Here is a 22442-nt window from a genome sequence, read left to right on the forward strand (position 1 = left end):
TGAGGTGGATCGCAATTTTCTTTTCGTCTTACAAATATCCAGTAAATGCACTTTTTCTCTACTATTTTATGCGCCGCCCTTTTTCTAATGTTGAGACATCAACTCAGTCACGGGCCACGCAGCGCTCAGGAGAAAAATAATGAATGAACTGGTGCAAATATTAAAAAATACACGCCAGCACCTCATGACCGGGGTTTCACATATGATCCCGTTTGTCGTGTCCGGTGGGATCTTGCTGGCAGTCTCCGTCATGTTGTACGGCAAGGGCGCGGTGCCCGATGCCGCCACTGACCCTAACCTGAAAAAACTGTTTGATATCGGCGTGGCCGGACTGACGCTGATGGTGCCGTTTCTGGCAGCCTATATCGGCTACTCCATTTCCGACCGCGCGGCGCTGGCCCCCTGCGCCATCGGCGCCTGGGTCGGCAACAGCTTCGGCGCCGGCTTCTTCGGCGCGCTGATTGCCGGGATCATCGGCGGGTTGGTGGTCTACTACCTGAAGAAGATCCCGGTGCACAAAGTGCTGCGCTCGGTGATGCCCATCTTCGTTATTCCGATTATCGGCACTTTTATTACCGCCGGGATCATGATGTGGGGCCTCGGTGAGCCGATTGGCGCGCTCACCGCCAGCCTGACCGGCTGGCTGCAGGGCATGCGCGAAGGCAGTATCGTGATTCTCGCCATCATTATGGGCCTGATGCTGGCCTTCGACATGGGCGGTCCGGTGAATAAAGTCGCCTACGCCTTCATGCTGATTTGCGTTTCCCAGGGCGTCTACAGCGTGGTGGCCATCGCCGCCGTCGGCATCGCCGTGCCGCCGCTGGGCATGGGCCTGGCAACGCTGATTGGACGTAAATACTTCTCCGCGGAAGAGCGTGAAACCGGTAAGGCCGCGCTGGTGATGGGCTGCGTAGGCGTGACCGAAGGCGCGATCCCCTTCGCCGCCGCCGATCCGCTGCGCGTTATCCCGGCCAACATGATTGGCGCCGCTGCTGGCTGCGTGACCGCCGCGCTGCTCGGCGCCCAGTGCTATGCCGGCTGGGGCGGGCTTATCGTTTTGCCGGTCGTTGAAGGAAAAGGCGGATTTATTGCCGGCCTCGCGGTTGGCGCCATCGTCAGCGCCGCCTGCGTCATCCTGCTCAAGGCCCTGGCGAAAAAGAAAACGTCTGACGCCATAGCCGATGACGAGATGGATCTTGATTTCGAAATTAACTGAGACACTGGAAGGAATATTGTATGACTAAAATTATCGCCGTTACCGCTTGCCCGTCTGGCGTCGCCCACACCTATATGGCCGCCGAATCCCTGGAGAGCGCCGCTAAAGCCAAAGGCTGGCAGGTCAAAGTAGAAACTCAGGGCTCCATCGGCATCGAAAACGAGCTGACCGCGGAAGACATCGCCAGCGCCGATATGGTGATTCTGACCAAAGATATTGGCATCAAGTTCGAAGAGCGTTTTGCCGGTAAAACCATCGTGCGCGTCAACATCAGCGACGCCGTGAAGCGCGCCGAAGCCATTATGAACAAAATCGACAGCCACCTTTCACAAAATGCCTGACTGAATACACGGGGCGCGGCCTGCGCCCCGCAAAATAACATGGAGTTTGTCATGACCAATCGCACTCAACGCTTAAAAGATCGTCTGTTCGCCAACCCGCGCGAAATCTCCCTCGAGCGGGCCCTGCTCTACACCGCCAGCCATAAACAGACCGAGGGGGAGCCCGTGGTGATCCGCCGGGCGAAAGCGACCGCATGGGTTCTCGACCATGTGCAGATTTCGATTCGTGATGATGAACTGATTGCCGGTAACCGCACGATCAAACCGCGCGCCGGGATTATGTCGCCGGAGATGGATCCCTACTGGCTGCTTAAGGAGCTGGACCAGTTCCCGACCCGCCCACAGGACCGCTTCACCATCAGCGAAGAAGACAAGCGCATCTACCGCGAAGAGCTGTTCCCCTACTGGGAGAATCGCTCAATGAAGGACTTCATCAACAGCCAGATGACCGATGAAGTGAAGGCCGCCGTCAGCACACAGATTTTTAGCGTTAACCAAACCGACAAAGGCCAGGGGCATATCATTATCGACTACCCCCGCCTGCTGGAAAACGGCCTCGCCGCGCTGGTGGCAGAGCTTAAGGCGCTAAATAAGCAGCACCCGCAGAACAGTTTTTATCAGGCGGTGCAGATCCTGCTGGAAGCCTCCCAGCGCCATATTCTGCGCTATGCGGCGCTTGCCGATGACATGGCCGCCGGCTGCGTCGACGTTCAGCGGCGCAAAGAGCTGGAGACCATCGCGGAAATTTCCCGCCATAACGCGTTGCACCGGCCGGAAGATTTCTGGCAGGCCTGCCAGCTCTTCTGGTATATGAACATCATTTTGCAGTATGAATCCAACGCCAGCTCCATTTCACTGGGGCGCTTTGACCAGTACATGCTGCCGTACTATCAGGCTTCATTAAATCGCGGCCAGGATCCGCAGTTTCTTCAGGAGCTGCTGGAGTCGCTGTGGGTGAAGTGCAACGATATCGTCCTGCTGCGCTCCACCAGCAGCGCGCGCTACTTTGCAGGCTTCCCAACCGGCTATACCGCCCTGCTCGGCGGTCTGACCGAGACTGGGCGCAGCGCGGTCAATATCCTGTCGTTTTTATCCCTCGACGCCTACCAGAACGTGCGCCTGCCGCAGCCGAACCTCGGCGTGCGGGTCAACGAGCTGATCGACCGTCCGTTCCTGCGCAAAACCGCCGAAACCATTCGCCTCGGTACCGGTATTCCGCAAATCTTTAATGATGAAGTGGTGATCCCGGCGTTTCTCAACCGCGGCGTCTCGCTGGAAGACGCGCGGGATTACTCGGTGGTCGGCTGCGTTGAGCTGTCGATCCCGGGGCGCACCTACGGCCTGCACGATATCGCCATGTTTAACCTGCTGAAGGTGATGGAAATCGTGATGCTGGAAAACGAAAGCAATCCTGATATCACCTGGGATGGGCTGATTAACCAAATCCGCGACAAGATTCGCTATTACATTAAGCTGATGGTCGAAGGCAGCAATATTTGCGATATCGGCCACCGCGACTGGGCGCCGGTTCCCCTGCTCTCTTCCTTTATTGAAGACTGCGTGCAGCACGGCCGGGATATCACCGAAGGCGGCGCGCGTTATAACTTCTCCGGGGTGCAGGGCATCGGCATCGCCAATCTCAGCGACTCGCTGCACGCGCTCAAAGGGATGGTGTTTGAGCAAAAACGACTGAGCTTCGCCGAACTGATCGCGGTGCTGAAAGCCAACTTCCAGACGCCGGAAGGCGAAAAGATCCGCGCGCGCCTGATCAACCGCTTCGAGAAATACGGCAACGATATCGATGAAGTGGATAACATCAGCGCCGATCTGCTGCGCTTCTACTGCAAAGAGGTTGAGCGTTACCAGAACCCGCGCGGCGGTCATTTCACGCCGGGCTCCTATACCGTCTCCGCCCACGTGCCGCTAGGGTCGGTGGTTGGCGCGACGCCGGACGGACGCCTGGCCGGGGAGCAGTTGGCGGACGGCGGGCTGTCGCCGATGCTTGGCCAGGACGTGCAGGGACCGACCGCGGTGCTCAAGTCGGTCAGCAAGCTGGATAACTTTCTGCTCTCCAACGGGACGCTGCTGAACGTCAAATTCACCCCGGCGACCCTTGCCGGCGACAGCGGCCTCAACAAGCTGGCCGACTTTCTGCAGGCCTTCACCAAGCTGAAGCTACAGCATATTCAGTTCAACGTGGTCAACGCCGACACCCTGCGCGAAGCCCAGCAGCGGCCGCAGGACTTCGCCGGTCTGGTGGTGCGCGTCGCCGGCTATAGCGCCTTTTTTGTCGAGCTGTCGCAGGAGATTCAGGATGACATTATCCGCCGCACCGCGCATCAGCTGTGAGGTGATGGAAACGCGTGCCGATAAGGCGCGCATTTTTAACATCCAGCGCTACTCTTTGAATGACGGTCAGGGGATCCGTACCGTCGTGTTTTTTAAAGGCTGCCCGCACACCTGCCCGTGGTGCGCCAATCCGGAATCGATCTCGCCGAAAATTCAGACCGTGCGTCGGGAGAGCAAGTGCCTGCGCTGCTCCCGCTGCCAGCAGGACGTGGTCGAGTGTCCCTCCGGGGCGTGGGAGCAGATTGGCCGCGACGTCACCCTGGATAATCTGCTTAAAGAGGTGCTGAAGGATGAAGTCTTCTTCCGCGCCTCCGGCGGCGGCGTTACCCTGTCGGGCGGCGAGGTACTGATGCAGGCCGAGTTTGCCGCGCGTTTTCTGCGCCGCCTGCGCGAATGGGGAGTGAGAACGGCGATTGAAACGGCGGGCGATAGCGCCTTTAGCCGTTTTTTTCCGCTGGCGCAGGCGTGCGACGAAGTGCTGTTTGATCTGAAAATCATGGATGAAGCGCTGGCCCGAGAGCAGCTGCGGATGAATATGCCACGGGTGCTGGACAACTTCGCCCGTCTGGTGGAAGCGCATATTCACGTGATACCCCGAGTGCCGCTGATTCCGGGGTTCACGCTGAATGACGCGAATTTCCGTCAGATTCTGGCGTTTTTGGCCCCCTTTAAGCTGCCCGAAATTCATCTTCTGCCGTTCCATCAGTACGGCGAACCCAAATATCACTTACTGGGAAAAACATGGTCGATGTCGATGATTAAAGCTCCTGCGGAATCTGAGATTCAACCATTCAAGACGCTGGCCGAACAGGCCGGTTTTAGCGTGACCATCGGCGGATAACGCCTGGAGGATGCTATGGATTTCAATATCGTTGCCGTCACGGCCTGCGTCAGCGGCGTCGCTCACACCTATATGGCGGCCGAGCGGCTGGAAAAAGTCGGCCACCAGGAGAAATGGAATATCAAAATAGAAACCCAGGGCGCGTTGGGGGTGGAGAACAAAATCACGGCTGACGATATTGCCCACGTCGATGTCGTTCTGCTGGTGACGGATATTGAAATTGACGATGCCCAGCGTTTTAACGGCATCCGCACCATTAAGACCAGCATTAAAACCTTTCTGCTGCAGCCGCAGCAGATTGTCGAGGCGGTGAAATGCATTATGAAAAAACCGGTGGTTTATATCGAGCTCCCCTGAGGGTGTCGGTGATTTTGTCGCCCGGACAAAGCACTTGCGCCACAGCCCGGGGAAATAGCACTGCGCCCGCTCAGACCTCCCCCGGTCGCGCTGCGCTTACCGGGGCTACAGGTTCACCGCCGTTTGCCGTTTTGTAGCCCGGGCAAGGCGCTTGCGCCGCGGCCCGTGGAATTAGCACTGCGCCCGCTCAGACTTCCCCCGGTCGCGCTGCGCTTACCGGGGCTACAGGTTCACCGCCGTTTGCCGTTTTGTAGCCCGGGCAAGGCGCTTGCGCCGCGGCCCGGGGATATAGCACTGCGCCCGCTCAGGCCTCCCCCCGTCGCGCTGCGCTTACCGGGGCTATAATTCCATGCGATTTTTACGCCACCCCCAGCAGCCATTTCTGCGCGGGCGTCAGGCGGCTGGCGGTTTCCGGCGTCAGCCAGCGTTGCTGATCCTGCTGCGCGGTATCCGCTCTGTCGATATATAAACCGTGCAGCACGCGCCTTCTGCTGCCAACGCGGTTGCGCGTCCCGCCGTGCCAGGCGTGGGCGTTATAAATCATCACGCTGCCCGCCGGCGCGGCGAACACTACCTCATCAGGATGCGCCAGCTCTGGATCGTCCAGCACCTCTTCCGGCAACTCCGGGCGAAGATGGGTACCGGGAATAATGCGCGGCGCGCCGTTTTCCGCACTCAGGTCATCGATAGCCCAGATGGTATTCACCAGATGCACTTTCGGAAAATCGGGACGCGGCTTTTTCCAGTCCGCATGCAGCGGCTGATGGCCGCCGTTAAACAACGCTTCCCGCGCGTTCAGGCTGGAGACTTTAAAATCCCCCTGAAAAACATGCCGACAGGCGGAGAGAATCAGCGGGTGGGACCAGACCTTTTCCCAAATCGCGCCTTTGTTAATCAGGTTGGCGATGCGGGTTGCCGTCGCTTCCTGGTGGTGCTCCATCGCCAGATTATCGCCCTCCCTCTCGACGATGGCGTCGATAAGCGTACGCATCGCCGCCAGCCACTCCGCGTCCGCCACGTTATGCACGACGGTGTAGCCCAGGGTATCCAGCTCCTGTTTCATTGTCGGGCTCAACGTAACGTTCGCCCCCAGCGCATCCAGATAAACCGCAGATTGTTGTTCCATATTTATATTCCTTAACTTATCGATAACACAAAACAAACTCTAATCTGCGGCGGGCGGGAATACATGAGGCCAAAACTACGAAAAACTGGACAAGCGTACGCGGCAGGGAAAAGTGTGATGGCCATCAAAATCCAGCTTTTTCCCCCTTCCTGCAGGGCCATCATTAGTGAAGTCGCCTGATACAGAACAAACCTGTGTAGATAAAATAGATTATAATCAACAGGATAATTGCTCTCTTCTAAGGCATACGGAATGATTGACGATCTGGCGGATATTTTAAATCGTTTAGTAAATCAGAAAGATAATCTGCACGTCAGGTTCCCCGACCCGGATATCTCCGAGCCCGCGCTGGCGTTTAAGGTACCCTTTCCACGGCTGGAAATTGTGCTCGAGGGTGAGCTTAAGGAGAACGGGCTTCCGCTGTCGGAGACGATGCTCTCCGCCTCGCAGGTACTCTACGTTCAGGCGGGTAAATGGACGCTGCCGGAATGGACCGCGCCGGCGTCGACGTTAAGCATTCTGTTTGGCCGCCAGAAGCTCGGGTTTTGCGTTCAACACTGGGACGGCAGGCAGCTGCGCACGGAAAAGCAGAATGTCGCCCGCCTGGGGCCGCGCGTGGGCTCCTACCTGCTGCTGTCGCTCAATGAAATCTGCCTGCAGCCGGACCCAGTCACCGCCAGGCTGGTGGTCGCGGCCCTGTTGAGCCACTGCCTTGAGCAGTTGGTCGGGCTGGAGATGCGCGTCAGCCGCAGCCGCGATCTCTTTCTGGCGGTACAGGATTATCTCGAAGAGCATCTCAGCCAGCCGCTGACCCGCGAGTCGGTGGCGAAGCGCTTTCATATTACACCCAACTACCTGTCGCATATATTCCAGAAATCCGGCTCCGTCGGTTTTAATGAATTCCTCACCAGCGTGCGCCTGGAAAAAGCGAAAAAGCTGCTGCGCGGTTACGACCTCAAGGTCAAAGAGATCGCCCACAACTGCGGGTTCGTCGACAGCAACTATTTCTGCCGGGTGTTTAAACGCTATACCGAGCGCTCGCCGTCCGAATATCGCCGCCACTGCCGCAGCGCGCAGCAGGGATAGTTCACACGGCCCATTCAACCCGCCCGCGGCCATTATTTTTTGCTTTATAGAGCGCGTCATCAACCTTTTTAATAAACTGATTCTGCGGCTCGTCTTGATGCCGCAGGCCAACGCCAATGCTAATCGACAGCGGGTTGTCGTGGTTAATCAGGATTGCCCGGGCGTTTTGCAGAATAGAGTGCGCCAGTTCATCCACTTCCTGCGCCGACAGGCCATCAACGATAATGGCAAACTCTTCGCCGCCAATCCTCGATGGCAGCACCTTATCGCTGGTGAGTTTTGCCAGCTGTTTGCCGAGGGCAAACAGCACTTCGTCCCCCACCAGATGGCCGTAGGTGTCATTAATTTTCTTAAAGTAGTCGATATCAACAATCATTAGCGCCTGCGTATTCCCCGCCTTTTCGCGGACGGTGTCGATAAAGAAACGGCGGTTTGGTAGTTGAGTCAGCTCATCCTTAAGCGATTGAGAACGCGCGTCGACGTACAGAAGATTGATGCGCTCGATGATTTTGTAGACCCCGACCGCGCTCAGCAGCATGCCGGTCAGACGCAGCAGATCTTCACAGTAGTATCCCATCCAGCGCGGCTGGCGGAAGATTTCGTCCATCAGATCGAACGTGCCTCCGGCAATCCATAGCAGCAGCCCGTAGCGTACCCAGTTGACCGCCACGTGGTTCATGCGCACCTTGGTTGAGCTCCAGAGCATAAACAGCAGAAAAAGCAGCGCCAGAAGATCGATATACATACCGGGATTAGACAAAATCACGCGCCACGGCCCCAGCGGCGGCGAGACGAACGCGCACAGGCCCGTTACGGCGGCGATCGCCAGCAGCGCCGGAAAGATATGGGTTCGGGAAATAGAAGACGAGGGTTGAATATGGATGTTTTTTTCGCGTTCGGCCATGGTCAGGTCTCTTTACAGCGCGGCTTGCCAGGGTGTTAGCATAACAGCGGAAAGCGTTTGCGCGAACTGTAAAGGCGCGATGCCGGGCGATGCGCAGCAGCGAGCAGAAGAGAGTGGCCTGATCCCGCGGAATGTTCCAACCTACTACCAATCCATGGCGACGAAGTCAGTGGCGCGAATAATAAAGAGTTAACGCTACGAGGATGTGGCAATCGGTGCTGGGGGAAAGGCCTTTTCTGGACTCCGGGAGCGGTCTTCCATTTTTAGCCCGATGGCCGATGCTGAAGGGGCGGACTCCGCTATGCAAATAAGGCAGTGCTGACGCAGTTTATAACGCTCTGGTCCGCCGCAGACTCAGCCTCAAGGCTATCTCGAACTATCAGCTTCAACGTAAACGCTGACGTTCAGTCTCTTCGCCTCCATGGTTATTATCTTCCGGGCAAGGGCCCTGTCGCCGCCGTGCACCCGATCTATCAGCGCCTGGACGATTGTCATCATAAGAAAGTGCTGATTAGCCGGAGAGAAATCGGTCATATCAATCCCGCAATCCGCCAGCTGCTGGTGCGCATCGCGCTCTGTCTGAGTAATAAGGTCAGTCACTTGCTCTTTCATTTGTTCGACGCGCGCAAAAACCACGCGATTAATGATTTCGATTTGCTCAGGTGTAAAATTTTTGTCCATTATTATGCTCTCATCACAGTCTGAAGTAATTAATCAGCCAACCAGCCTCAACCCTTTCGCCACCACTCTTTTGAACTCTTCACAATGCCTATGCTCCGGCTGCGTGCAGCGCGCTGCGTGCTTTAGCCCGCGGCTTAACAGCTGCAGCTTGCGCACGGTAGCATCAATCTCTTTCGCACGCTGGAGGAGCAGCCCCCGGTCAATCGAGACCCCGGCTTGCGAACCAAACATCGCGGCGAGTTCATCCAGCGTAAACCCTGCCGCCTGCCCCAGCGCAATGAGCTGCAGCTTATTGAGCACATTTTCATGGTATTGCCTTCGCAAACCATTACGACCAACAGGCTGAATTAATCCCTTTTTTTCGTAATAACGCAATGCTGAGGGTGTAACGCCGGAGAGGTCGGCAATTTGTCGGATATCCAGCGCTTTCATCATTGACTTAAACCTCGCTTTAAGTTGCACACTGGCTACCAGCCTGTCATTGATTGGAAAAGGAGTACACCCTGGATACGATTATTGTTGTTAAAACTGTCATAACGGGTATTGGCGCGACGCTGATCATGGATTTGTGGTCATGGTGTCAAAAATACATCCTCAAGATACCGCCGCTGAACTATGCCCTGGTCGGTCGCTGGATATTATGGCTAGCCAGAGGAAAGCTCTGCCATCGCACCATCATCTCAACGCCGGAAATGGCTGGGGAGAGGCTTACCGGCTGGGTATTTCACTACCTGACCGGGATCGCTTTTGCTTTTGTCCCTCTGCTACTGAGCGGCGCCGTCTGGCTGGACGCCCCCTCGCTTACATTAGGCCTGCAGGCAGGCGGGTTAACCTTATTTGCGCCGTTCATCATTCTTCAGCCCGCATTGGGCTTTGGCATCGCGGCGTCGCAAACACCTCGCCCATCGCTGGCTCGCTTGCTCAGCGTGCTCACGCATCTGGCCTGGGGATTCGGACTCTATATCGCGGCTCTGGCAATCAGAGCGTGGGAATAATGGCTTAACAGACCACCGGGGGTCAGAGTGAGGCTAACTGCCCCCTTCGCGGTACGGGAATATTGCGCGGCTCGCTCACCCGACCAACCGTTAGCAACCCATATCACCTGTTTTGCCGCTGTAGCTGATTATGCTGCTCAAGCTCATACTCAATAAAGGCGTCTATCATGGACCGATACACTTTCTCAATAATCACTTCGGGCAACCCTGCCGCAGCCGCCTTCTCGCGAACCCGATCAATAACCTGCTGCACGCGTTCTGGCGCGCGTACGGCTGCGTGGTCTGTTTTAAATGCGGCGGCGGCCTGAACACACTCAGCGCGCTGAGCAATCAGGCTCACCAGTTCGCTATCAATCGAATCGATCTGACTTCTGACATCGGCAAGGGTGGAAAACGTCATTATTTGAACCTCCAAACTAGTACATGGGCTCATAATGATATAGTAAATTTCGCCCGATTCCACGCCTGGCGTCTATTCAGGCAGCGTTGGCCAGCTTTTCTTCAAGGCCGATGCCGGCGGCGCGCTGCAGCGGTGACCTTTCGTTTTTATCCGCGGACGCGCGTATTTGTTAGTGATAGAGCTTAGCCGGACAGCGGTGGTCGCTGGGTACGCATAGCCGCATAGAGGGAACAGAGCTCCTGCAGGCTGTTGGTCCCCATACGCTTCATCAGCCGGGTACGCTGGACGCTGACCGTGGACGGACTGACCCCGCGGATACGGGCAATATCATCCAGAGAATGGCCGCGTAAACTGAGCCTCATGATCTGTTGCTCGGCGTGGGTAAAATTAAACGTATCGGGCAGATAAGCAACGCTTTGGTTCTGGGCCGAAAACAGGCCCATCACTTTTAACGCCTGACGCAGTTCTTCAACCGTCAACCTCTCTGACAAACAGAGCTTTAGCAGGCCTGGAAACAGCCGGTTAATGGCCTCAAAATGGCGCTCAGAGGTGATGAAGATGGCGTAGTGCTCCGGCGGATGGCGAAAGAACAAAGCATAAATCTCCTGGATATCCATCCCGCAGGTGACATACACACAGTTGCTTAACCCTGCATCCGCGCCATCGCTCAGTTCCTGCAATAGAGTCTCTACGCCAGAAATAAATACACGATCCTTTCCATGAATAGTCATCTTGAAGTCCCGAGGTTACTGTCTTTTATTATCCTTCCATATGGATACTTTTCTGAGAGTGTTATGTCGTCAGTCTGGCAGATCAATAGCGCAATCTTTTCCGTTTAGCTTTCGTTTAGGTTAAAGGAATCGGAAGTATTGACTTCGGTTTAACCATTGAAACTATCAGAGTATTTTTAAGTTTTAACAAAATGAGCATTTAAAAATATAGGAATACGATTACCGCCAGTTCAAATAAAGCCTTAAATTCAGGTATAAAAAAGCGTCAAAAAACCACAAAATAATATGTAACTCCATGATAAAAATGGAAAATACATAATTAGGATTATCTTTATAAATAACATAAAAAATATTTATTCTCTCTTTTTAATATTCAGATCTCGATCTCAAAACATCATTTCATTTTGTGTAAAAGTTATTTTCAATAAAATTACAAACAGTGTGAGTTAGTCATCATCAGGGAATAAAGAATAATGTGTGGTGAATCCCCCTAAGCGGCGGGGTCATGCTGAATGGAGGAATACCCTCATCTACGTTTCGTTTTTATTGACGAATCAGGAAGTCAGCGCCTGATTCACCGGGAGGCACCCGGCACCACACCACCATCTAATAATTTAATGTGTATCGTTCTGCCTGCTTTACGGCAGGTAATTTCTTGTACCTTTGGAAAATATAAAAAGTAGAGGCACCCTATGTTTCGCTCATTATTATTAGTCACGATTCCTTTTATCAGTATTGCTGCCCACGCGGTGACGTTTGATTATCGTCATGAAACCAATGACAAAGCCGGCAATAATCATAAAGACAGACTGTTGATGTCGCACCGTTTTGCTAATGGTTTTGGCTTGTCGCTGGAAGGGAAATGGAAAGGTTCGCAGGATAAAAATAAAGCCTATGATGAAACCGTCAGTAACGGCACCGAAGTGGTGGCGAGCTATGTGCATAAAATAAATAAAACCTTTCAGATAGAGCCTGGCTTCTCTCTGGATACCAGTTCGTCTTCAAACAACTACCGCCCTTATCTGCGCGGCAAAGCCAACCTGACGGATGACCTCAGCGCCTCACTGCGCTACCGCCCTTACTACAAGCGCAATTCAGGCAATATCGGTACATCTAAAGATACCTCAGAGAACGGTTATAATCTGACCAGCGTTATTTCCTGGAAATTCCTCAAAGATTATCAGCTCGATTATGAACTGGACTATAAAAAAGCCAACTCCGCCGGGGTTATTTTAGCGGATAACGAAAGCTACGACTGGACCCATGATTTTAAGCTGACCTATAAATTCGATAAAAACTGGTCCCCTTATATGGCCATCGGCAACGTTTCCGGCAGTAAAGCCACCGATGAACGCCAAACGCGTTATCGCGTTGGTGTGAAATACTCCTTCTGATAACTTCCTGTCAGCCAGATAATAAATAAGGGTTTCATTAAACCCTTATTTTCATTAAGAGGAAAATAATGAAGATTGCAAAAATCACCCTGGCATTGGGCGCACTGAGTCTCTTCTCGCTGAGTGCTGGCGCCCAGGAGAACGCGCGGCTGAGCAGCGTAAAGCAGTTCGCCGACGTCGTGCTGGATAAAGCGGGAGATCGGTACGGCCATCACTCTCCTCTGCTGGCAAACGGCGTGGATCCTCGCACCGGCAAGCAAATGGAGTGGGTTTTTCCGGACGGTAAAGTTACCGTACTGTCGAACTTCTCCGCCCAGCAAAATTTGATGCGGGTGCTGGTAGGGTTAAGCAACCTGACCGGCGAAGCAAAATATAAGCAGCGGGTCGCGGAGAATATTCGCTACTACTTTGACCACTATCAGGACGCCAGCGGGCTGCTGCTGTGGGGAGGGCATCGCTTTGTTGATTTGAAAACGCTGCAACCTCAAGGCCCAAGCGAAAAGGAGATGGTCCATGAACTTAAAAACGCGTACCCCTATTACGACATGATGTTTGCCGTCGATGACAAGGCCACCGCGCGCTTTATCAAAGCGTTCTGGAATGCCCATGTTTACGACTGGAAAACGCTGGAAACCAGCCGTCATGGGGAGTACGGCAAAGCGATGGGCGCGCTCTGGCAAAGTGATTTTGAGCAACAGCCGCCGTTTTTCGCCACCAAAGGCCTGAGCTTTCTCAATGCCGGCAACGACCTTATCTACTCCGCATCGCTGCTCTATAAATACGATGGCGACGCAGGCGCGTTGACGTGGGCGAAGCGTCTGGCCGAACAGTATGTACTGCCGCGAGATAAGAAAACCGGACTGGGCGTCTACCAGTTTACCCAACCGCTAAAACGCGCCGACACCACCGATGATAGCGACACGCACTCGAAATACGGCGACCGTGCGCAGCGTCAGTTTGGTCCCGAACTGGGCCCGGACGCGCTGGAAGGCAATATGCTGCTGAAGGGCCGGACCAGCACGCTCTACTCAGAAAATGCGCTGATGCAGCTTGCCCTGGCCAAATCGCTGGGCACAGCCGGCGACGATCTCAAAAAATGGACCCTTGATGGCCTCAAGGCCTTCGCGACCTACGCTTACGATGAGCAGAACAATACCTTCCGCCCTCTGCTGGCCAACGGCACGGACCTCTCCGGCTATGTGTTAAAACGCGACGGCTATTACGGTAAAAAAGGCACGGTGCTGAAAGCCTATCCGGCAGGAAATGAATTTCTTCTCTCCTACGCTCGCGCCTGGACGCTTGAACCGGATCATGCCATCTGGAAAGTCGCCCGCGGTATCGCCAAAGGCCAGGGACTGGGTGATATTGGCGAACCTGGCGGCGCGAACCGCAGGCTGAACAGCCAAACGGAGAATCATCAGCCGTATGCGATTTTCGCGCTTATCGACCTGTGGCAGGCCACCGGGCAGCAGGACTATTTGATGCTGGCGGATCGGATCAGCGCTAACATCATCAAAAACCAGCGCATCAACGGCTTTTTTGTCGATGATCCTGAGGCCGAATATGCCAGTATCGATAGTATCGCCCCCTATGCGCTTCTCGCCCTGGAAGCCGCCTTCCGCAACACCCCAGAAGCGGTGGCGCCGTTCCTGAACGGCGCGGGATTCACCGAGGGTGCTTATCGACTGGCTGACGGAACGGTTCGCTACTCCACCCGCGATGACGAGCTATTCCGCCTTAAACCCGGTGAACAGCTCAAACCGAACGGCAAAAAATAAAACGGTCCCCCACCGCCACCGGTGGGGGACCGTTCCGCGACGGGACAGCTCCACTTGCACAGCGCCGGACCGCCCGGCGCTTACTTCCCGACATCCAGCGCCGACACCGCGCGCGAATAGGCGTCTATCGCCAGCGCCACATCGTCGGCGGTGACCGACTCGGCGGGATGATGGCTGATGCCGCCTTTGCAGCGCACAAATAGCATCGCTGATGGCCAGCGTTCGGCAATGGCGATGGCGTCATGCCCGGCGCCGCTCGGCAGCGTTAGCGAACGCCCCTGCACCGCCTGCACCGCTTCGCTCAATACCTGCTGCAATCCGCTTTCGCAGGCGGTAGCGGCAATCCGGTAAAACTCTTCGGCGCTGAACCGCAGCTGGCGACGGGAGGCAATGACCTGCGCCTCCATCAGCAGCGTATCCAGCAGCGCATCCAGCGGCTGGTCGTTCGGCCCGCGAATGTCGAGGGTCAGCGTCACTTCGCCGGGAATGACGTTAACCGCGCCGGGCGCGCAGCGCAGCGTCCCCACCGTGGCGACCAGGTTTCCGCCCTGTTCGCGGGTCAGCGTCTCTATCAGCACCATCCACTCGGCGGCCGCGGCCAACGCATCTTTCCGATGGCTCATCGGTACGGTCCCGGCGTGTCCCGCCTCGCCGGTAAAGCGGCAGTTCAGGCGACGCGCGCCGTTAATCGCTTCCACTACGCCTAAGGCCAGTCCTTCCTGCTCCAGGCACGGCCCCTGCTCGATATGCAGTTCCAGATACGCGGCGATCTCCTCCAGGCTGCGGGCGGCCAGGTGAATGCGCGCCGGATCCAGCCCGGCCAGCACCATCGCCTGCGCCACGCTGACGCCATCGGCATCGGTCTGCGCCAGCCAGCTCTCGGGCCAGGTGCCGGTCAGCCCGCGGCTGCCGAGCAGCGTAATACCGAAACGCGTCCCTTCTTCATCGCAAAAGCCGACAATCTCGATCGCCTTTTTCAGCCTACGCCCCTGTCGATGCAGGCTGTCCACCACCTCGATCGCCGTCAGGACGCCGAGCATACCGTCATAGCGCCCGGCGTTGCGCACCGTATCAAGGTGCGACCCCAGCAGGATGGCGGGCGCCCCCTCCTGCTCTCCCTCGTAGCGCCCGCAAATATTGCCGACGCTGTCCTGCCAGACGGTCATCCCGGCCTGGGTCATCCACAGCGCCGCCCGCTGGTTTGCCGCAAGATGCTGAGGAGAGAGATAAACCCGGGTCAGGGCATCCGGCGTTTCGCTGATCGCCGCCAGCTCGTCGGCGCGGGCCATCACTCGCGCCGCGGCCTGCTGCATATCCGCCTGCTGGCGTTGTGTTTGACTCATTGCGCGCGCTCGCTGCGATAGTGGTCCCACGCGGCCTGCATCGCGGCGCCCTGGGTGGTCGGGAATTTGAGGTAGTTCAGCACCGACTCCAGGGCGCTGAGCGTAGTCATCACGCAATCTTTCCGCGCGTTATAACCCATGGTGCCGATCCGCCACACCTTGCCGTGCAGCGGGCCAAATGAGGTACCGATTTCAATGCCGAAATCTTCCAGCATCAGCTTGCGCGCCTGGTCGCCGTTGATGCCCTGCGGGATGACGACGCCAAGCACGTTGTTCATCTTGTGTTTCAGATCGCCGAAGGTCTCCAGCCCCATCGCCTGGATGCCTTTAACCAGCGCATCGCCGTGCAGCTTATGCCGGGCAATGCCGTTATCCAGCCCCTCCTGTAGGATCAGGCGGGCGCATTCCCGGGCGCCGAACAGCGCGGTAGTGGCCTCGGTATGGTGGTTAAGGCGCTCCGGCCCCCAGTAGTCCATCACCATGCCGAGATCGAAATAGTTGGAGTAGATCATCTCCTCGTCGCCGTCGCGGTGGGCATCGGTGCGGATCCCCTCTTCCACGCATTTGCGGCGGCGAATCGCCTCTTCCATGCGCGCGCTGAGGGTAATCGGCGAGGTGCCGGACGGGCCGCCAAGGCATTTTTGCATCCCAGCCGAGACCGCATCCAGTCCCCAGGCGTCGGTTTCCAGCGGGTTGCCGCCCAGCGAGGCGGTGGCGTCGGTGTAAAACAGGACGTCATAGCGGCGGCAGATCTCCCCCAGCTCCGCCAGCGGCTGCAGCATGGTGGTCGAGGTATCGCCCTGCACCGTTAGCAGCAGACGCGGACGAATACGTTTGATGGCATCTTCCACCTGGTCCGGGGTGAACACTTCGCCCCACGGCACTTCAATGGTATGCACTTCCGCCCGGCAGCGGCGGGCGATTTCGCACAGCAGATGGCCGAAGCGGCCAAATACCGGTACCAGCACCTTGTCGCCCGGCCGAATAGCCGAAACCAGGATCGCCTCAATCCCGGCCCTTGAGGTTCCATCCACCAGCATCGTCCAGCGGTTTTCGGTACGAAATACGCCGCGGTACAGCGCCATCACTTCGTTCATATAGTGGGTCATCGCCGGGTCGTACTGGCCGATCAGCTGGCTCGACATGGCGCGCAGCACGCGCGGGTCGGCGTTAATCGGGCCGGGCCCCATCAGCAGGCGCGACGGTGGGTTGAGTTGCGAAAACTGGGAGATATCCATCTTTAAGTCCTTATTGATTGAGGCCGCGCACGGAGGAAATAAACTGCTTCAGTTCGCTGGTTTGCGGGTTGGCGAACAGCGTTTTGCTATCGCCCTGCTCCCAGACGCGTCCCTGATGCATAAATACGACGCGGTCGCCCACTTCGCGGGCAAAATTCATTTCATGGGTCACGAGAATCAGCGTCATGCCCTCCGCCGCCAGCTGCTCCAGCACCTTGAGCACTTCGCCCACCAGCTCCGGATCCAGCGCCGAGGTGATCTCGTCGCAGAGTAAAACTTTTGGCGACATCGCCAGCGCGCGGGCAATCGCCACGCGCTGCTGCTGGCCGCCGGAGAGACTGGACGGGTAGTAATCGAGCCGGTCGCCCAATCCGACCTTTTCCAGCATCCGCTGGGCCAGTTCACGGCACTCGGCGGCGCTCTTCTTCAGCACCCGACGCGGCGCCAGCATCACGTTTTCCAGCGCCGTCATATGCGGGAACAGATTAAAGTTCTGGAACACCATGCCGATAGAGCGGCTGATCTCACGCGCCTGCGAGTCGCGGTCGGTAATGGTCATCCCGCCGAGCTTAATGCTGCCTTCCTGATAGCCTTCCAGCCCGTTGATGCAGCGCAGCAGCGTGCTTTTTCCGGACCCGCTGCGGCCGATAATCGAAATAACTTCGCCCATATCGATATCCAGATCGACGCCCTTGAGCACGTGGTTATCGCCGTAATACTTCTGCATCTGATTAATGGTGATGAGAGGCATTGAATTTGTTCTCCAGATAACGGCTGTAGCGGGACAGCGGATAACACAGAATGAAATAGCCCAGCGCCACCAGCGCAAAGACTTTAAACGGCTGATAGGTGACGTTGGTCAGCATGGTGCCCGCTTTGGTCAGCTCGACGAAGCCGATAATCGACGCCAGCGCCGTGCCCTTGATAACCTGCACAGCGAACCCCACCGTCGGGGCGATGGCGATCCGCAGCGCCTGTGGCGCGACGACGCGATACAGCGTCTGGCCAAAGCTCAGCCCCAGACAACGCGAGGCTTCCCACTGCCCCTTTGGCAGGGCGCGAATGCTGCCGAACCAGATATCGAGCAAAAAAGCGCTGGTGTACAGCGTCAGCGCCAGCGAGGCCGCGGTCCACGCCGAAACGTCGATGCCGAAAAGCGCCACGCCGAAAAAGGCGAGGAACAGCTGCATCAGCAGCGGCGTCCCCTGAAACAGTTCGATATAGCCGCGGATCAGGCGTTTTACCTGGCGCCCGCCGGTCATGCGCAGCAGCAGGAGCGGCAGAGTCACCAACGCGCCGCCGAGAAACGCCACCAGCGACAGCAGCACCGTCCAGCGCCCGGCCAGCAGCAGATTGCGGACAATGTCCCAATCGGTAAAGGTGGTCATCATGCCTGTACCCCCAGCCATTTACGTCCCGCCGCCAGCAGCAGCTGACGCATCGTTATCGATAGCGCTAAATAAATCCCTGTCGTCACCAGATAGACCTCAAAACTGAGGAAGGTGCGCGACTGAATCAGGTTGGCGGCAAAGGTCAACTCTTCATAAGAGACCTGCGACACCACCGACGAACCGAGCATGACGATGATGCACTGGCTCACCAGCGCCGGATAAATGCGCTGTAGCGCGGGCGGCAGAATGACCTGAATGAAGGTCTGCGACCGGGTCAGCCCCAGCACGCGCCCCGCCTCCCACTGCCCTTTCGGCGTCACCTGAATACCGGCGCGCACGATCTCAGTACTGTAGGCCCCGAGGTTCACCACCATCGCCAGCAGCGCGGCCTCGCCCGCCGTCATCTTCAGCCCCAGATTCGGTAAGCCGAAGACGATAAAAAACAGCTGTACCACAAACGGCGTGTTGCGAATCAGTTCGACATACCCGCCCCATATCCGGCTGAACCACGTCGGACGTCCGCTGCGAACGGCGGCGCCGAAAATGCCAATCGTCAGGCCGCCTATGGTCGCCAGCACGGTCAGCTGAATGGTCACCCACAGCCCCGCCAGCAGCTCCGGCCAGTGCGGCCAGAGCTCAGAGAAATGAAGTTGCTCCGTCATGCCCGAACCTTACGCGCCGAGGCTGGCAGGCAGCGGCGCTTTCAGCCACTTCTCGGACAGCCCGTTGAGGGTGCCGTCTTTTACGCCCTGCTCAATCAGCGCATCCACTTTCGCCTTCAGGGCCGGTTCATTTTTCTTCAGGCCGATAAAGCACGGCGAGTCTTTCAGCATAAAGCTCGGCACCGGGGCTTTGTCAGCGTTCTGCCGGGAGATGGCCGCCACCACCAGATTGCCGGTCGCGACGTACTGCACCTGGCCGGAGAGATACGCCGACAGCGTGGTGTTGTTGTCCTCGTAGCGCTTAATCTGCGCCTCTTTCGGCGCCACGCTGGTCAGTACCATGTCTTCCACCGCGCCGCGGGTTACGCCAACGCTTTTACCACTCAGCGCCGCCGGGTCTTTCAGCTCTGCGCCCTTCGGACCAAATACGCCGAGGAAGAACGGCGCGTAGGCGCGGCTGAAATCGATCACCTTCTCGCGCTCGGCGTTTTTACCGAGGCTGGAAATCACCAGGTCCACCTTATCGGTTTGCAGATAAGGCACGCGGTTGGCGCTGGTGACCGGCACCAGCTGCAGCTTGAGCTTCATCTGTTTGGCGAGGTAGCGCGCCATATCGATGTCGTAGCCCTGCGGCTGAAGGTCGGTACCCACCGAGCCAAAAGGCGGAAAATCCTGCGGCACCGCAATGCGGATCGTGCCGCGCTTTTCAATATCCTGGAGCTGGTCAGCCTTCGCCGCCGAGAGGTTGGTTAACAGACAAGCGGCCCCGGCCAGTGCGATCAACAGTTTCTTCATGATGTTTACCCGTTACGTTAGCATGAAACAAAAGATTCTTTAAAGTCACTTTTGCAACTAATGTGCCAGATAAATCGCCGCGCATCGTGTTAGCCCGGCATTTGGCTAAGCAGAGGTAAAACAAGGGAAAGTGAGGAATTAAGAGGAAACGACTGCGCGTTTCCTCATTATTTTATCGCACCAAAACCATGCAAGGCACCACGCTGGCGCCCCATTATCGTTGTTCCAGCTCGTCCAGCTGCTGATAGAGGGTGGCAATATCGTGAATCCGCGGGCGGCCTTTATCGAGAATTTCGTGCAGAAATGCGTTCGACAGTAGATTGATCAGGCTATTGACCGACGCGTAGCTATCGTAGGCCGATACGCTATCCAGCGGCGCGCAAAGCTGCCAGCGCGCCAGCGGAAACAGGCCGTGGGCCTGCGGTTCGCACATCAGCAGCGCCGGAATACCGCTGCTCTGTAGCTGCTGCAGCAGCGGGCGAATAATTCGCGGACGGCGGCGAAACGCCATCACCACCACCACATCGTCGGCGGTTAAATCCACCAGCTCCTCGCTTAAACTTTGTCCCGGCTGCGGCAGCACCAGCACCTGCCCGCGCGCCTGTAAAAGCTGCTGGCGCAAATGCAGCGCCGCCGGATAAGCATTGCGCATGCCGATAATCACGATACGCCGGGCGCTCACCAGCGCCTGAATCGCCTCGGCGAACTGCTGGACATCAAGGGCGTTAACCCACTGGGTCAGGTTGGCCATCTCCTGTTTATAATGGCGCGCCAGCAGCGTGTTGCCCTGCACTGCATCGCGATTATCGGTCAGCGGCATTCCGCTCTGGCGCAGGGTGCGCAGCTCATCGCGCATATCTTTATATTTCTCATAGCCCAGGCGCTTGAACAGCCGGCTGACCGTGGCTTTCGATACCCCGCTAAGCTGCGCCAGCTCCGCGCTGTTGTAGCTAATCAGGTCATCAAAATGATCGAAAATAAAATCCGCCACCCGCTGTTCCTGCGGCGATAAAGACGGGTACTGCTCTTTTAGTCGTTCATCAAGCTGTTGCATAAGACCTCTGTAACTTTCGTTTCACCGCACTATACCGTTAACGTCTTTCATAATGCATGCCAGTTCGACAAAAAACGCCCCTCACCAGCAGCGATTGAAACTTTACGTTCAGACATGGAACAGCTTTTGCAACCCTCTCGGACGATTTGGTTAATTGAGGACACCCCATGCAAAGTCATGTTGCCGCCCACGGGATGGCGGTCGCGCCCCATCATCTGGCCAGCCAGAGCGCGCTGGCGGTTCTGCGCGAAGGCGGAAGCGCGATAGAAGCGATGGTCGCCGCCGCCGCCACCATCGCCGTGGTTTATCCGCATATGAACGGCCCCGGCGGCGACGGCTTCTGGCTTATCGTGCCGCCCGAAGGCGACCCCATCGCCATTGACGCCAGCGGCGCGGCGGGCTCGCTGGCGACGCCGCAGGCCTACGCCGGCCTGGCGCAGATCCCCCACCGGGGTCCACAGGCGGCCCTCACCGTGGCGGGTACCGTCAGCGGCTGGGAAGAAGCGCTGAAGGTTTCGCGCGAGTTAAGCGGAAGATCGCTGCCGCTGTCGCGGCTGCTGGAAGACGCCATCGGCTACGCCGCAAGCGGCATCCCGGTTACCGCCTCGCAGGCCAGCGCCACCGCCGGGAAATTCAGTGAACTGCGCGACCAGCCCGGCTTCGCCGAAACCTTTCTGGTGGACGGCCAGCCGCCGAAAGCCGGGAGCCGCTTTTTGCAGCCGGCGCTGGCGAACACCCTGCGCCGGCTAAGCGAGGAAGGATTGGACAGCTTTTATCGCGGGCCGCTGGCGGAGCATCTGGCCCGCGGCATGGAACAGTATGGACTGCCCGTGACCCTCAGCGATCTGCAGCAGCATCGCGCCCGCCGCCCGCTGCCGCTCAGGCTTGAGCATCAGCACGGGGAACTGTGGAACCTCGCGCCGCCGACCCAGGGGCTGGTTTCGCTGGCCATTCTCGGCATCACCGACCGGCTGGCGATGGCCGAGGCCGACGATGCGATGACCATCCACCGCATTGTTGAGGCGACCAAGCTGGCCTTCGGCCTACGCGACGCGCATATCACCGATCCGCGTCACCTTGATGTCGATATCCAGAGCCTGCTGGCAGCGGCGGCGCTGCAACCGCTGGCGGATAACATCGACGACCAGCAGGCCGCTCCGTGGGGCGCGGGCAAAGGCCCTGGCGATACCGTATGGATGGGGGTTATCGATAAAAGCGGACTGGCGGTCTCCTTTATTCAAAGCCTTTATCACGAATTCGGCAGCGGCGTGGTGCTGCCGGAGAGCGGAATTGTCTGGCAGAACCGCGGGGCCTCTTTCAGCCTCGACCCGAGCCACCTGCTGGCGCTGGCGCCCGGCAAACAGCCGTTTCACACCCTCAACCCCGCCGCCGCAAGGCTGAACGATGGCCGGGTGATGGTGTACGGCTCCATGGGCGGCGACGGCCAACCGCAAACCCAGGCCGCTATTTTCACCCGCTACGTGCTGCAAAACGCGCCGCTGCAGGAGAGCATCACCCGACCGCGCTGGCTGCTGGGACGTACCTGGGGGCAAACTTCCGACTCGCTCAAGCTGGAAGGCCGCTTCAGCGCCGAATGCGTTGCCCGCCTGCGTCAGCTGGGGCACGACGTTGAAGTGCTGGCCGATTTCAGCGAAGCCATGGGCCACGCCGGGGCGATCGTTCGCCACCCCAACGGTCTGTTCGAGGGGGCCAGCGATCCGCGCAGCAACGGCTCCGCCGCCGGATATTAGGAGCTGATG

23 protein-coding genes are annotated in these 22442 nt (G+C 57.4%); 10 read left to right on the forward strand and 13 right to left on the reverse strand.

Annotated features, from left to right (window positions below):
• Positions 1–139 precede the first annotated feature (139 nt).
• From K7H21_RS17345 to K7H21_RS17365, 5 genes are read left to right on the forward strand one after another with little or no spacing between them, the layout of a single operon-like run.
• Positions 140–1216: a PTS fructose transporter subunit EIIC gene (locus K7H21_RS17345; RefSeq protein WP_087829306.1), complete on the forward strand. Its 1077-nt coding sequence runs from the start codon at positions 140–142 to the stop codon at positions 1214–1216.
• 20 nt (positions 1217–1236) lie between these two features.
• Entirely contained in the window at positions 1237–1557 is a 321-nt protein-coding gene (locus K7H21_RS17350) for a PTS fructose-like transporter subunit IIB (RefSeq protein WP_004131252.1), read from the forward strand.
• A gap of 51 nt (positions 1558–1608) precedes the next feature.
• The gene (locus K7H21_RS17355; protein ID WP_049114957.1) at positions 1609–3906 is read left to right on the forward strand and encodes a formate C-acetyltransferase; all 2298 of its coding nucleotides are present in this window, start codon (positions 1609–1611) and stop codon (positions 3904–3906) included.
• On the forward strand, positions 3872–4747 hold the full coding sequence (locus K7H21_RS17360; RefSeq protein ID WP_004131248.1) for a [formate-C-acetyltransferase]-activating enzyme: 876 nt from the start codon (positions 3872–3874) through the stop codon (positions 4745–4747). Before K7H21_RS17355 ends, K7H21_RS17360 begins: the two co-directional genes overlap by 35 nt.
• 15 nt (positions 4748–4762) lie before the next feature.
• A complete protein-coding gene (locus K7H21_RS17365; protein ID WP_004131246.1) occupies positions 4763–5104 on the forward strand; it encodes a PTS fructose-like transporter subunit IIB in 342 nt (113 codons plus the stop codon).
• Between the two features lie 358 nt (positions 5105–5462).
• Here K7H21_RS17365 and K7H21_RS17370 read toward each other — a convergent pair whose 3' ends face one another.
• Positions 5463–6230 carry a phytanoyl-CoA dioxygenase family protein gene (locus K7H21_RS17370; RefSeq protein ID WP_004131245.1) on the reverse strand — a complete coding sequence of 256 codons (768 nt, stop codon included), beginning with the start codon at positions 6228–6230 and terminating at the stop codon, positions 5463–5465.
• Between the two features lie 252 nt (positions 6231–6482).
• Between K7H21_RS17370 and K7H21_RS17375 the strand changes: the two genes are divergently transcribed.
• Entirely contained in the window at positions 6483–7316 is an 834-nt protein-coding gene (locus tag K7H21_RS17375) for a helix-turn-helix transcriptional regulator (RefSeq protein ID WP_049114159.1), read from the forward strand.
• 1 nt (position 7317) lies between these two features.
• Here K7H21_RS17375 and K7H21_RS17380 read toward each other — a convergent pair whose 3' ends face one another.
• The 3 genes from K7H21_RS17380 to K7H21_RS17390 all read right to left on the reverse strand — a co-directional run bounded on the left by K7H21_RS17380 (position 7318) and on the right by K7H21_RS17390 (position 9333).
• Positions 7318–8220: a GGDEF domain-containing protein gene (locus K7H21_RS17380; RefSeq protein WP_004131242.1), complete on the reverse strand. Its 903-nt coding sequence runs from the start codon at positions 8218–8220 to the stop codon at positions 7318–7320.
• A gap of 366 nt (positions 8221–8586) precedes the next feature.
• The gene (locus tag K7H21_RS17385) at positions 8587–8901 is read right to left on the reverse strand and encodes a hypothetical protein (protein WP_004131241.1); all 315 of its coding nucleotides are present in this window, start codon (positions 8899–8901) and stop codon (positions 8587–8589) included.
• A gap of 33 nt (positions 8902–8934) precedes the next feature.
• Positions 8935–9333: a MerR family transcriptional regulator gene (locus K7H21_RS17390; RefSeq protein ID WP_223035903.1), complete on the reverse strand. Its 399-nt coding sequence runs from the start codon at positions 9331–9333 to the stop codon at positions 8935–8937.
• Positions 9334–9416: 83 nt separating this feature from the next.
• Here K7H21_RS17390 and K7H21_RS17395 point away from each other — a divergent pair, with 83 nt between their 5' ends.
• Complete coding sequence (locus tag K7H21_RS17395; protein ID WP_142473619.1) at positions 9417–9896, forward strand: DUF2938 family protein; 480 nt, start codon at positions 9417–9419, stop codon at positions 9894–9896.
• Positions 9897–9999: 103 nt separating this feature from the next.
• Here K7H21_RS17395 and K7H21_RS17400 read toward each other — a convergent pair whose 3' ends face one another.
• Together K7H21_RS17400 and K7H21_RS17405 are read right to left on the reverse strand one after the other, a co-directional pair.
• Positions 10000–10296 carry a chorismate mutase gene (locus tag K7H21_RS17400; RefSeq protein WP_004131235.1) on the reverse strand — a complete coding sequence of 99 codons (297 nt, stop codon included), beginning with the start codon at positions 10294–10296 and terminating at the stop codon, positions 10000–10002.
• Positions 10297–10478: 182 nt separating this feature from the next.
• Positions 10479–11027, reverse strand: coding sequence for a helix-turn-helix transcriptional regulator (locus K7H21_RS17405; RefSeq protein ID WP_004131234.1), 549 nt, complete (start codon positions 11025–11027; stop codon positions 10479–10481).
• 692 nt (positions 11028–11719) lie between these two features.
• On the opposite strand from K7H21_RS17405, the gene K7H21_RS17410 reads away from it, so the two are divergent.
• Positions 11720–12421 (forward strand): oligogalacturonate-specific porin KdgM family protein, encoded by a 702-nt coding sequence (locus K7H21_RS17410; RefSeq protein WP_004131233.1) that lies wholly within the window; start codon positions 11720–11722, stop codon positions 12419–12421.
• 68 nt (positions 12422–12489) lie between these two features.
• Complete coding sequence (locus tag K7H21_RS17415) at positions 12490–14199, forward strand: pectate lyase (protein ID WP_004131232.1); 1710 nt, start codon at positions 12490–12492, stop codon at positions 14197–14199.
• An 80-nt stretch (positions 14200–14279) separates the two neighbouring features.
• Here the strand turns inward: K7H21_RS17415 and hpxK are convergent, their stop codons facing one another.
• From hpxK to hpxU, 7 genes are all read right to left on the reverse strand, one after another.
• Positions 14280–15542, reverse strand: coding sequence for an allantoate amidohydrolase (gene hpxK / locus K7H21_RS17420; protein ID WP_223035253.1), 1263 nt, complete (start codon positions 15540–15542; stop codon positions 14280–14282).
• A complete protein-coding gene (locus tag K7H21_RS17425; protein WP_049114165.1) occupies positions 15539–16780 on the reverse strand; it encodes a pyridoxal-phosphate-dependent aminotransferase family protein in 1242 nt (413 codons plus the stop codon). The genes hpxK and K7H21_RS17425 overlap by 4 nt, the downstream gene beginning before the upstream one ends.
• Positions 16781–16790: 10 nt before the next feature.
• The gene (locus K7H21_RS17430) at positions 16791–17531 is read right to left on the reverse strand and encodes an amino acid ABC transporter ATP-binding protein (protein ID WP_004131222.1); all 741 of its coding nucleotides are present in this window, start codon (positions 17529–17531) and stop codon (positions 16791–16793) included.
• Positions 17512–18168 (reverse strand): amino acid ABC transporter permease, encoded by a 657-nt coding sequence (locus K7H21_RS17435; protein WP_004871411.1) that lies wholly within the window; start codon positions 18166–18168, stop codon positions 17512–17514. Before K7H21_RS17435 ends, K7H21_RS17430 begins: the two co-directional genes overlap by 20 nt.
• Complete coding sequence (locus K7H21_RS17440) at positions 18168–18833, reverse strand: amino acid ABC transporter permease (protein ID WP_049114166.1); 666 nt, start codon at positions 18831–18833, stop codon at positions 18168–18170. Before K7H21_RS17440 ends, K7H21_RS17435 begins: the two co-directional genes overlap by 1 nt.
• Before the next feature lie 9 nt (positions 18834–18842).
• Positions 18843–19628, reverse strand: coding sequence for a transporter substrate-binding domain-containing protein (locus tag K7H21_RS17445; RefSeq protein ID WP_004871415.1), 786 nt, complete (start codon positions 19626–19628; stop codon positions 18843–18845).
• Between the two features lie 214 nt (positions 19629–19842).
• Positions 19843–20682 (reverse strand): MurR/RpiR family transcriptional regulator HpxU, encoded by an 840-nt coding sequence (hpxU, locus tag K7H21_RS17450; RefSeq protein WP_004131213.1) that lies wholly within the window; start codon positions 20680–20682, stop codon positions 19843–19845.
• Positions 20683–20849: 167 nt separating this feature from the next.
• Between hpxU and hpxW the strand changes: the two genes are divergently transcribed.
• The gene (gene hpxW / locus K7H21_RS17455) at positions 20850–22433 is read left to right on the forward strand and encodes an oxamate amidohydrolase (protein WP_223035254.1); all 1584 of its coding nucleotides are present in this window, start codon (positions 20850–20852) and stop codon (positions 22431–22433) included.
• Positions 22434–22442: the final 9 nt, after the last annotated feature.

Origin of the sequence: Klebsiella sp. CTHL.F3a (genome assembly GCF_019890895.1) — a bacterium.
Taxonomy (GTDB): Bacteria; Pseudomonadota; Gammaproteobacteria; order Enterobacterales; family Enterobacteriaceae; genus Klebsiella; species Klebsiella grimontii.

What these genes read in the sequence shown, in the direction of transcription:
- K7H21_RS17345 (WP_087829306.1), top strand. Translation starts at nt 140, where the DNA reads ATGAATGAACTGGTGCAAATATTAAAAAATACACGCCAGCACCTCATG.
- K7H21_RS17350 (WP_004131252.1), top strand. Translation starts at nt 1,237, where the DNA reads ATGACTAAAATTATCGCCGTTACCGCTTGCCCGTCTGGCGTCGCCCAC.
- K7H21_RS17355 (WP_049114957.1), top strand. Translation starts at nt 1,609, where the DNA reads ATGACCAATCGCACTCAACGCTTAAAAGATCGTCTGTTCGCCAACCCG.
- K7H21_RS17360 (WP_004131248.1), top strand. Translation starts at nt 3,872, where the DNA reads ATGACATTATCCGCCGCACCGCGCATCAGCTGTGAGGTGATGGAAACG.
- K7H21_RS17365 (WP_004131246.1), top strand. Translation starts at nt 4,763, where the DNA reads ATGGATTTCAATATCGTTGCCGTCACGGCCTGCGTCAGCGGCGTCGCT.
- K7H21_RS17370 (WP_004131245.1), bottom strand. Translation starts at nt 6,230, where the DNA reads ATGGAACAACAATCTGCGGTTTATCTGGATGCGCTGGGGGCGAACGTT.
- K7H21_RS17375 (WP_049114159.1), top strand. Translation starts at nt 6,483, where the DNA reads ATGATTGACGATCTGGCGGATATTTTAAATCGTTTAGTAAATCAGAAA.
- K7H21_RS17380 (WP_004131242.1), bottom strand. Translation starts at nt 8,220, where the DNA reads ATGGCCGAACGCGAAAAAAACATCCATATTCAACCCTCGTCTTCTATT.
- K7H21_RS17385 (WP_004131241.1), bottom strand. Translation starts at nt 8,901, where the DNA reads ATGGACAAAAATTTTACACCTGAGCAAATCGAAATCATTAATCGCGTG.
- K7H21_RS17390 (WP_223035903.1), bottom strand. Translation starts at nt 9,333, where the DNA reads ATGAAAGCGCTGGATATCCGACAAATTGCCGACCTCTCCGGCGTTACA.
- K7H21_RS17400 (WP_004131235.1), bottom strand. Translation starts at nt 10,296, where the DNA reads ATGACGTTTTCCACCCTTGCCGATGTCAGAAGTCAGATCGATTCGATT.
- K7H21_RS17405 (WP_004131234.1), bottom strand. Translation starts at nt 11,027, where the DNA reads ATGACTATTCATGGAAAGGATCGTGTATTTATTTCTGGCGTAGAGACT.
- K7H21_RS17410 (WP_004131233.1), top strand. Translation starts at nt 11,720, where the DNA reads ATGTTTCGCTCATTATTATTAGTCACGATTCCTTTTATCAGTATTGCT.
- K7H21_RS17415 (WP_004131232.1), top strand. Translation starts at nt 12,490, where the DNA reads ATGAAGATTGCAAAAATCACCCTGGCATTGGGCGCACTGAGTCTCTTC.
- hpxK (WP_223035253.1), bottom strand. Translation starts at nt 15,542, where the DNA reads ATGAGTCAAACACAACGCCAGCAGGCGGATATGCAGCAGGCCGCGGCG.
- K7H21_RS17425 (WP_049114165.1), bottom strand. Translation starts at nt 16,780, where the DNA reads ATGGATATCTCCCAGTTTTCGCAACTCAACCCACCGTCGCGCCTGCTG.
- K7H21_RS17430 (WP_004131222.1), bottom strand. Translation starts at nt 17,531, where the DNA reads ATGCCTCTCATCACCATTAATCAGATGCAGAAGTATTACGGCGATAAC.
- K7H21_RS17435 (WP_004871411.1), bottom strand. Translation starts at nt 18,168, where the DNA reads ATGACCACCTTTACCGATTGGGACATTGTCCGCAATCTGCTGCTGGCC.
- K7H21_RS17440 (WP_049114166.1), bottom strand. Translation starts at nt 18,833, where the DNA reads ATGACGGAGCAACTTCATTTCTCTGAGCTCTGGCCGCACTGGCCGGAG.
- K7H21_RS17445 (WP_004871415.1), bottom strand. Translation starts at nt 19,628, where the DNA reads ATGAAGAAACTGTTGATCGCACTGGCCGGGGCCGCTTGTCTGTTAACC.
- hpxU (WP_004131213.1), bottom strand. Translation starts at nt 20,682, where the DNA reads ATGCAACAGCTTGATGAACGACTAAAAGAGCAGTACCCGTCTTTATCG.
- hpxW (WP_223035254.1), top strand. Translation starts at nt 20,850, where the DNA reads ATGCAAAGTCATGTTGCCGCCCACGGGATGGCGGTCGCGCCCCATCAT.